Origin of the sequence: Streptomyces globisporus (assembly GCF_003501885.1) — a bacterium.
Lineage (GTDB): Bacteria > Actinomycetota > Actinomycetes > Streptomycetales > Streptomycetaceae > Streptomyces > Streptomyces globisporus_D.
The window spans coordinates 1-8,055 of the sequence record NZ_QWFA01000242.1 but is presented as its reverse complement, the minus strand read 5'-3'; the positions used below and the strand labels follow the sequence as shown (position 1 = coordinate 8,055).

The following is an 8,055-nucleotide window of genomic DNA, read 5'->3' as shown; positions in this document are numbered from 1 at the left end:
GCCGGGCTCCGCAGGATGACCTGGTCAGCAGTCTGGTCCGGCGGCGGGGGCGGGGTAGCCGACCTCTTACGGGGCGTGCTGGGCGCCTCTCCGTTCGGAGGTGGGCACGATGGGAGCGAAGGGACAGGCGCAGCAAGGGCGTTGGCGCGATCAGTGGTGGGCCGTCGGGCTGCTGGTGCTGGTGATCGGGGTCGCCGTCCGGCTGGCGTTCCGCGGCTGGTCCGCGTGGCCGGAGGCGTTGGTCGGGGGTGTCTTCTACGCCGGTTTCCTGACGTGGTTCCTGATGCGGCGCAGGCGGCGGGACGCGAAGGCCGTGGGCACCGAGCCTGACAGGGTGCCGGAGCTGGAGCGCCGCATCGCGAAGAACGGCGAGCTGCCCGACGACCCGGCCGAGCAGGAGGCCATGGTCCGACTGATCCGGCGGCGGGAGGAGAAGCTGCGGCGCAGTCGGCGGTGGGCCTTCCCCATGCTCGGGGTGATCTTCCTGGGGACGCCGTTGCTCTGGTTCACCTCCGGCGATGTGCCGGCGGGGCTGTGGACGCTCGGCTTCGGCGTGGCGTTCATGAGCTGGATGATCTGGTTCAACCGGCGCTTCGTGCGGCGCATGGTCGCGATGCGGCGGCGGATCGAAGGTGTCGGTGGCGTCGGCGGCGTCGGTGGGATCGAGGGTGTCGGAGGGCGCGCGTAGCATCCCCGGATGACGTGTGAGGTCCGGGAATCCGGTGGCGGGTGGCGGTGTGCCGGGGTGCGGTGGCCCCGGGAGGTGCCCGAGCTGGGGTGGAGCCGGGGCGGTGACCGGCGGGTGAGTGTGCTCGCGTACGGGGCCGGGCTCGGGTTCCGGGCCGTCGGGGAGCGGCACTGCGTGGGCGCCCGGGGGAACGTCTGCCCGCTGGGGGCCGTGGTGCCGGGGCGGTCCACCGGAGGGCGGTGCGCGGAGTGTGCGCGGCTGGACCGGGCGCATTCGGTGGCCGCCGACACGATGGCGGACGACCCCCGGACGTACCGCGTGTACCTCGCCTGGTTCGGGCCCGGCATGGTCAAGGTCGGGATCACGGGGGAGGAGCGCGGGGCTGCCCGGCTGCGGGAGCAGGGGGCCGTGGCCTTCAGCTGGCTGGGGCGCGGGCCCCTCATGGCGGCGCGGCGGACCGAGGAGGTGCTGCGGGCGGCCCTCGGGGTGCCCGACCGGATCCCGTACGCCAGGAAGAGGGCCGTACGGGGGCAGCTGCCGGGGCCGGAGGAGCGGGCCGGGGCGGTGGCGGAGCTGTACGGGCTGGCGGCGGCGCTCGAAGGGCGTGGCTGGCCCGAGTCGTTGGAGCGGCTTCCCCTCGAAGTCGTGGACCAGGTGGGCACTTTCGGGCTCGACCGTGCGCCCGAGCCGGCATCCGCGCCCGGCCCGTCGGCACGGGAGAGTGCCCCCGCGCCCGTCCGTTCGGTGCGGGAGCTGGTCGACGGTGGCGTCGTCGCGGGGCGGCTCGTCGCGGCGGCCGGGCCCGATCTGCATCTCGCGGTGGCGGGCGGGGGCGTGGTCGTGCTGGATACGCGGCTGATCACCGGGTGGGACCTGACGGCGGTGACCCGGGCGACCGAGGAGACCGCGAGCGATGTACGTGTCCCCCTCATCGACATCGGCGGCGGCGGTGTGCAGGGTGGGTTGTTCTGAACGACCGGGTGGGTTGTTCCGGACGACCGGCGAAAGGGCCTGCGCATGGAAACGGGAAGCGATGACGTGGTGCGGTTCCGGGAGCGGCTCGGGCTGCCCGGGATCATCGACGTGCACACCCACTTCATGCCCGAGCAGGTCCTGCGCAAGGTGTGGGCCTACTTCGACGCGGCCGGGCCGCTGACGGGGCTGGAGTGGCCGATCACGTACCGGTACGAGGAGGAGCGGCGGCTCGACCTGCTGCGGGCGTTCGGGGTGGTCCGGTTCACCGCCATGCTCTACCCGCACAAGCCCGGTATGGCCCGCTGGCTGAACGGCTGGGCCGCCGACTTCGCCGCCCGGACCCCCGACTGTCTGCACACCGCGACCCTCTTCCCGGAGGAGGGCGTGGAGGTGTACGTGAAGGACGCCGTCGAGGCGGGCGCCCGGGTGTTCAAGTCGCACCTTCAGGTGGGCGCGTACGACGCCAATGACCCGTTGCTGGACGCCGTGTGGGGGCTGCTGGCGGAGGCCGGGATTCCGGTGGTCATGCACTGCGGCTCGGGTCCCGCGCCGGGGAAGTTCACCGGTCCCGAGCCGATCGGACGGCTGCTGGCCCGGCACCCCCGGCTGCGGCTGATCGTCGCGCACATGGGGATGCCGGAGTTCCTGACGCTGGCGGAGGCATACACGGAGGTCCGGCTCGATACGACCATGGCGTTCACCGACTTCAGCGAGCGGCTGAGCCCGTTCCCGGCGGCCGAACGCGGGCGGCTCGCCGATCTCGGGGACCGCATCCTGCTGGGGACGGACTTCCCGAACATTCCGTACCCGTACGTCCATCAGCTGGAGGCCCTGGAGCGGCTCGGACTGGGCGATGCGTGGTTGCGCGCGGTCTGTTACGGGAACGCCGCCTCGTTGTTCGAGCTGCCGGACGACTAGGGCCTGTCCCGCTTTCTCAGGGAATTCACAGGAACGGGTCAGGCTTCTCTCACGGGCGTCTCACAGTGTGGGGCCCATGACGACGACGACCTCGCCCCAGGGGCGTACTGAACTGCTCAGGCCGGACCGTACCCCCGTCCGGGTCCTGGTCGTGGACGATGAGGCTCCGCTCACCGAGCTGCTCTCGATGGCCCTGCGCTACGAGGGGTGGGAGGTGCGCAGCGCCGGGGACGGGGCCGCGGCGGTCCGGGCGGCCCGCGACTTCCGACCGGACGCGGTGGTCCTGGACGTGATGCTGCCGGACATGGACGGGCTGGCCGTGCTGGGCCGGCTGCGCCGCGAGTACGCCGATGTGCCCGTCCTCTTCCTGACCGCCCGTGACGCCGTCGAGGACCGGATCGCCGGTCTTACCGCGGGCGGCGACGACTACGTCACCAAGCCGTTCAGCCTGGAGGAGGTCGTGGCCCGGCTGCGCGGGCTCATCCGCCGCTCGGGCTCGGCCGTCGCCGCCGAGCGCAGCGAGTCCACGCTGACCGTCGGGGACCTGGTGCTCGACGAGGACAGCCACGAGGTGTGGCGGGGCGGGGAGGCGATCCACGTCACCGCCACCGAGTTCGAGCTGCTGCGCTTCCTGATGCGTAACCCGCGCCGGGTGCTCAGCAAGGCCCAGATCCTCGACCGGGTCTGGAACTACGACTTCGGCGGCCAGGCCAACGTCGTCGAGCTCTACATCTCCTACCTCCGCAAGAAGATCGACGCCGGGCGCACGCCGATGATCCACACCCGGCGCGGCGCGGGGTATCTGATCAAGCCCGGTGAGTAGGGGCCCTTCATGAAGGCGATGAAGGCCATGAAGGCCATGCAGGTGTTGCGCAGGCCCTGGACGCTGCGGACCCGGCTCGTCGTCTCCGCCGTGTCCCTGATCGCCGTCGTCGCGGCCGTCATCGGGTCCGTCACCGCGATCGCCTTCCACAGCTACATGTACGGCAAGCTCGACGACCAGCTGCACTCCGTCGTCGAGCGCGCCCGACGGCCGCCCGGTCCCCTCCCGTTGCCCGAGACGCTGCGCGAGGCGGGCCCGCTCGGCTTCGTCGGCGGGGGCGGGCAGCCGCTCGGCACGTTCGGGGCGCTCGTCGACGGCGACGGGGACGTCACCGCGTCGAAGGTCGTCGAGGACAGCGGGCTCCGCGCCCAGGAGAGCGCGAAGCCGCTGACCGGGGAGCAGCGGGCCGCGCTGGAGAAGGCCGCACCGGGGGCCGGCGACGGGACCCGGAGCGTCGATCTGCCCGGTCTCGGCGGCTACCGGGTCGAGGCCACGACCACCGCCGAGGGGGACACCGTCCTCGTCGGCATCCCCAGCGCCGAGGTGAGCGGGGCGCTGACCACCCTGATCGTCGTCGAGGTCTGCGTCACCGCCGCCGGGCTCATCGCCGCCTTGATCGCGGGCACCGTGCTCGTCGGGGTCGCCCTGCGGCCGTTGCGCCGGGTCGCCGCCACGGCCACCCGGGTCTCCGAACTCCCCCTGCACAGCGGTGAGGTGGCGCTCCTGGAACGCGTCCCGGACGCCGAGGCCGATCCCCGTACCGAGGTCGGGCAGGTGGGTGCCGCGCTCAACCGGATGCTGGGGCACGTCGGTTCGGCCCTCGCCGCCCGCCAGGAGAGCGAGACGCGGGTCCGGCAGTTCGTCGCCGACGCCAGCCATGAGCTGCGTACGCCGCTCGCCTCGATCCGGGGGTACGCCGAGCTGACCCGCCGCGCGGGCGGGGGAGCGCCGGGCCCCTCCGCCCGGTCCGCGGGCCCGGAGCCCGACCCCGTCACCCGGCACGCGCTGGGGCGGATCGAGTCGGAGGCGGACCGGATGACGGGCCTGGTGGAGGATCTGCTGCTGCTGGCCCGGCTGGACGCCGGGCGTCCGCTCTCGTACGGCACCACCGATCTGCTTCCCCTGGTCGTGGACGCGGTGAGCGACGCCCGGGTGGCGGACGGAACAGGGGCGGACGGGTCGGGCACCGGCTCCGCCCGGCACCACTGGCGGCTCGAACTGCCCGAGGCCGCCGAGCCCGTGACCGTACGCGCCGATCCCGACCGGCTCCAGCAGGTGCTGGTCAACCTGCTCGCCAACGCCCGCACGCACACCCCGCCCGGGACCACCGTCACGGTCTCCGTCGAGCCGCCCGTACGCGCCGGGGGCCCTGTCACGCTGGAGGTGCGGGACGACGGGCCCGGCATCCCGGCGGAGCTGCTGCCGCATGTCTTCGAACGGTTCGCCCGAGGGGACGCCTCCCGGGCGCGGGACGCCGACGGCGGCGGAGCGACCGGGTCCACCGGGCTCGGCCTCGCCATCGTGCAGGCCGTCGTCTCCGCGCACGGCGGCCGCGTACGGGTGGAGTCCGCGCCGGGCCGCACGGTCTTCGCGGTCGACCTGCAGGCGGATGTCGTTCCGGCGGACGGCGTTCCGGCGGGCCACGACGTGATCCGCGCGGACTCACAGGTCGGGGACAGGCTCACCACACCGGTGTGACAGCGCGGTTGGCGAACGTCGGAGCCATGACCACCGACAGCAGCCTCCGGAGCGGCCCCGGAACGACCGGCCGCCGCAGTAGCAGCAGGGACGGCGGGTACGGCAGGGCCGACGGCCGGCTGCCGGGCCGGGAGCACCTTCCGGCCCGGCAGCCGGTCGCCACGGCCTCCGCCGTCCCCGTGCTCGACGTCGTCGTCCCCGTGTACAACGAGGAGAAGGACCTCCACCCCTGTGTCGTCCGCCTCCACGGCCATCTCGCGCGGACCTTCCCGTACCCCTTCCGCATCACCGTCGCCGACAACGCGAGCACCGACGCCACCCCGGCCGTGGCCGCCGCGCTCGCCGCCGAGCTGCCCGGGGTGCGGTACGTCCGGCTGGAGGAGAAGGGGCGCGGGCGGGCCCTGCGGGCGGTGTGGTCGGCCTCCGACGCCCCGGTCCTCGCCTATATGGACGTCGACCTCTCCACCGACCTCAACGCGCTCCTCCCGCTGGTCGCCCCGCTGATCTCCGGCCACTCCGACCTGGCCATCGGGTCACGGCTGGCCCGGAGTTCGCGGGTGGTGCGGGGAACAAAGCGGGAGTTCATCTCGCGGGCCTACAACCTCATCCTGCGCTCCTCGCTCGCCGCCGGGTTCAGCGACGCCCAGTGCGGGTTCAAGGCGATCCGGCGCGAGGTGGCCGAGCGGCTGCTGCCGATGGTGGAGGACAGCGGCTGGTTCTTCGACACCGAGCTGCTCGTCCTCGCCGAACGGGCCGGGCTGCGCATCCACGAGGTGCCCGTCGACTGGATCGACGACCCCGACTCGACCGTCCACATCGTGCGGACGGCCACCGAGGACCTGAAAGGCGTGTGGCGGGTGGGGCGGGCGCTGGCCGTCGGCGCTCTGCCGCTGGACCGTCTGGCCCGACCTTTCGGGGACGATCCGCGCGACCGGGCGCTGACCGGGGTGGAGCGCGGACTCGCCCGCCAGCTCATCGGATTCTGTGCCGTGGGCGTCCTGTCCACCCTCTTCTACCTCGCCCTCTACTCCCTCTTCCGGCTCGGCGTCGGCCCGCAGGTCGCCAACGGCGGCGCTCTGCTCGTCTCCGCCGTCGCCAACACCGCAGCCAACCGCCGGCTCACCTTCGGGGTACGCGGCCGGAGCGGAGCCGTCCGCCATCAGGCCCAGGGCCTGGTCGTCTTCGCGATCGGCCTCGCGCTGACCAGCGGCTCCCTCGCGGCGCTCGGCGCGGCCTCCGGCTCGCCCTCGCACGGCACGGAGCTGGCCGTCCTGATCACCGCCAACCTCGCCGCCACCGTGCTGCGCTTCCTGCTCCTGCGCGCCTGGGTCTTCCCGGCCGGCACCCACCGCGCCCCCGACTCCGAGGACGTCCGATGACGACGACCACCGCCCCCGAGCCCCCTGCTTCCGAGGATCTGCGATGACCACGTCCACCGCCCCCACGACCCCGGCCGCCGCGCCGCCCGGGCCGTCCGTGCCGGACCGCGGCCCCCGCTGGGCGCGCCCCGCGCTGTACGGGCTGCTGCTCGCCGTCGGCCTCGCCTACGTCTGCAACCTCAGCGCCTCCGGTTACGCCAACTCCTTCTACTCCGCCGCCGTTCAGGCGGGCAGCCAGAGCTGGAAGGCCCTCTTCTTCGGCTCGCTGGACTCCGCGAACGCGATCACCGTCGACAAGCCCCCGGCCGCCCTCTGGCCGATGGCCCTCTCCGTTCGGCTCTTCGGGCTCAACTCCTGGGCGATCCTGGCCCCTCAGGTCCTGATGGCCCTCGCCACGGCGGCCGTCCTCAACTCCGCCGTACGTCGTCGCTTCGGGCCGGTCGCCGGGCTGATCGCGGTCGGGGTCTTCGCGCTGACGCCGGTCGCCGCGCTGATGTTCCGCTTCAACAACCCGGACGCGCTGCTGGCGTTGCTGATGACCGTCACCGTGTGGTGCGTGCTGCGGGCGCTGGAGCAGGGCCGGACGAGGTGGCTGCTGTGGGCGGGGGCGGCAGTGGGGCTCGCGTTCCTGACGAAGACCCTCCAGGCGTTCCTGATCCTGCCGCCGCTGGCCGTGCTGTACGCGGTGTGCGCCCCCGTCCCCGGACGGAAGCGGATCGGCCAACTCGCCCTCTCCGCGCTGACGATGGTCGTCGCCGGTGGCTGGTGGGTCGCGATCGTGGAGCTGATGCCGGCGTCCTCGCGGCCGTACGTCGGGGGCTCGCAGAACAACTCGTTCCTGGAGCTGACCTTCGGCTACAACGGGCTCGGTCGCATCAACGGCGAGGAGACCGGAAGCGTCGGCGGGGGCGGCGGCCGTGGTGGCGGCGGTGGCTGGGGCGATACCGGCATCGGGCGGATGTTCAACTCCGAGGTCGGCGGCCAGATCGCCTGGCTGCTCCCGGCCGCGCTGATCCTGCTGGTGGCCGGTCTCTGGCTGACCCGGAAGGCCGGGCGGACGGACTCCGCCCGGGCGGCGTTCATCGCCTGGGGCGGTGCGCTGGTCATGACCGCTGCCGTGTTCAGCTTCATGGCCGGGATCTTCCACCAGTACTACACGGTGGCCCTCGCCCCGTACGTCGCGGCGCTCGTCGCCATGGGCGTCACGGTGCTGTGGGAGGAGCGGGGCGCGTGGTGGCCGCGTGCGGTGCTCGCGGGCACGGTCCTCGCGACGGTGCTGTGGGCGTACGTCCTGCTGGGCCGCACCCCGGACTACCTGCCGTGGCTGCGGTGGGCGGTGCTCGCGGGCGGGATCGCCGGCGCGCTCGGGCTGCTGGTCGTCGGGCGGGTCGGCGGGCGGGGCCTGGCGCTCGCCGTGGTGGGGCTGAGCTGCGCGGCGTCGCTGGCGGGGCCGACGGCGTACACCGTGAACACCCTGAACAGCGGCCACCAGGGCTCGATCGTGACGGCCGGCCCTTCGACGGGCGGGTTCGGCATGGGCGGGCCCGGGGGCGGTGGCGGCCGACCCGGTGGGG

At 73.5% G+C, this 8,055-nt stretch carries 7 protein-coding genes; all 7 read left to right on the top strand.

All coding sequences use genetic code 11. From position 1 onward, the window contains the following. The first annotated feature begins 109 nt into the window (after positions 1-109). A complete protein-coding gene (locus tag D3105_RS30470; protein ID WP_118906140.1) occupies positions 110-688 on the top strand; it encodes a hypothetical protein in 579 nt (192 codons plus the stop codon). 9 nt (positions 689-697) lie between these two features. Next, entirely contained in the window at positions 698-1,660 is a 963-nt protein-coding gene (locus tag D3105_RS30465) for a DUF2797 domain-containing protein (protein ID WP_118906139.1), read from the top strand. A gap of 45 nt (positions 1,661-1,705) precedes the next feature. Then, positions 1,706-2,581, top strand: a complete 876-nt coding sequence (locus D3105_RS30460) for an amidohydrolase family protein (RefSeq protein WP_118906138.1) — start codon at positions 1,706-1,708, stop codon at positions 2,579-2,581. A 76-nt stretch (positions 2,582-2,657) separates the two neighbouring features. Further along, positions 2,658-3,404, top strand: a complete 747-nt coding sequence (locus D3105_RS30455) for a response regulator transcription factor (RefSeq protein ID WP_118906142.1) — start codon at positions 2,658-2,660, stop codon at positions 3,402-3,404. A gap of 36 nt (positions 3,405-3,440) precedes the next feature. Beyond that, a complete protein-coding gene (locus D3105_RS30450) occupies positions 3,441-5,102 on the top strand; it encodes a sensor histidine kinase (protein ID WP_118906143.1) in 1,662 nt (553 codons plus the stop codon). A gap of 26 nt (positions 5,103-5,128) precedes the next feature. Then, positions 5,129-6,481: a bifunctional glycosyltransferase family 2/GtrA family protein gene (locus D3105_RS30445; protein WP_206272976.1), complete on the top strand. Its 1,353-nt coding sequence runs from the start codon at positions 5,129-5,131 to the stop codon at positions 6,479-6,481. A gap of 43 nt (positions 6,482-6,524) precedes the next feature. Continuing rightward, a partial coding sequence (locus tag D3105_RS30440; protein WP_118906137.1) for a glycosyltransferase family 39 protein occupies positions 6,525-8,055 on the top strand: 1,531 nt, incomplete at its 3' end.

What these genes read in the sequence shown, in the direction of transcription:
- D3105_RS30470 (WP_118906140.1), top strand. Translation starts at nt 110, where the DNA reads ATGGGAGCGAAGGGACAGGCGCAGCAAGGGCGTTGGCGCGATCAGTGG.
- D3105_RS30465 (WP_118906139.1), top strand. Translation starts at nt 698, where the DNA reads ATGACGTGTGAGGTCCGGGAATCCGGTGGCGGGTGGCGGTGTGCCGGG.
- D3105_RS30460 (WP_118906138.1), top strand. Translation starts at nt 1,706, where the DNA reads ATGGAAACGGGAAGCGATGACGTGGTGCGGTTCCGGGAGCGGCTCGGG.
- D3105_RS30455 (WP_118906142.1), top strand. Translation starts at nt 2,658, where the DNA reads ATGACGACGACGACCTCGCCCCAGGGGCGTACTGAACTGCTCAGGCCG.
- D3105_RS30450 (WP_118906143.1), top strand. Translation starts at nt 3,441, where the DNA reads ATGCAGGTGTTGCGCAGGCCCTGGACGCTGCGGACCCGGCTCGTCGTC.
- D3105_RS30445 (WP_206272976.1), top strand. Translation starts at nt 5,129, where the DNA reads ATGACCACCGACAGCAGCCTCCGGAGCGGCCCCGGAACGACCGGCCGC.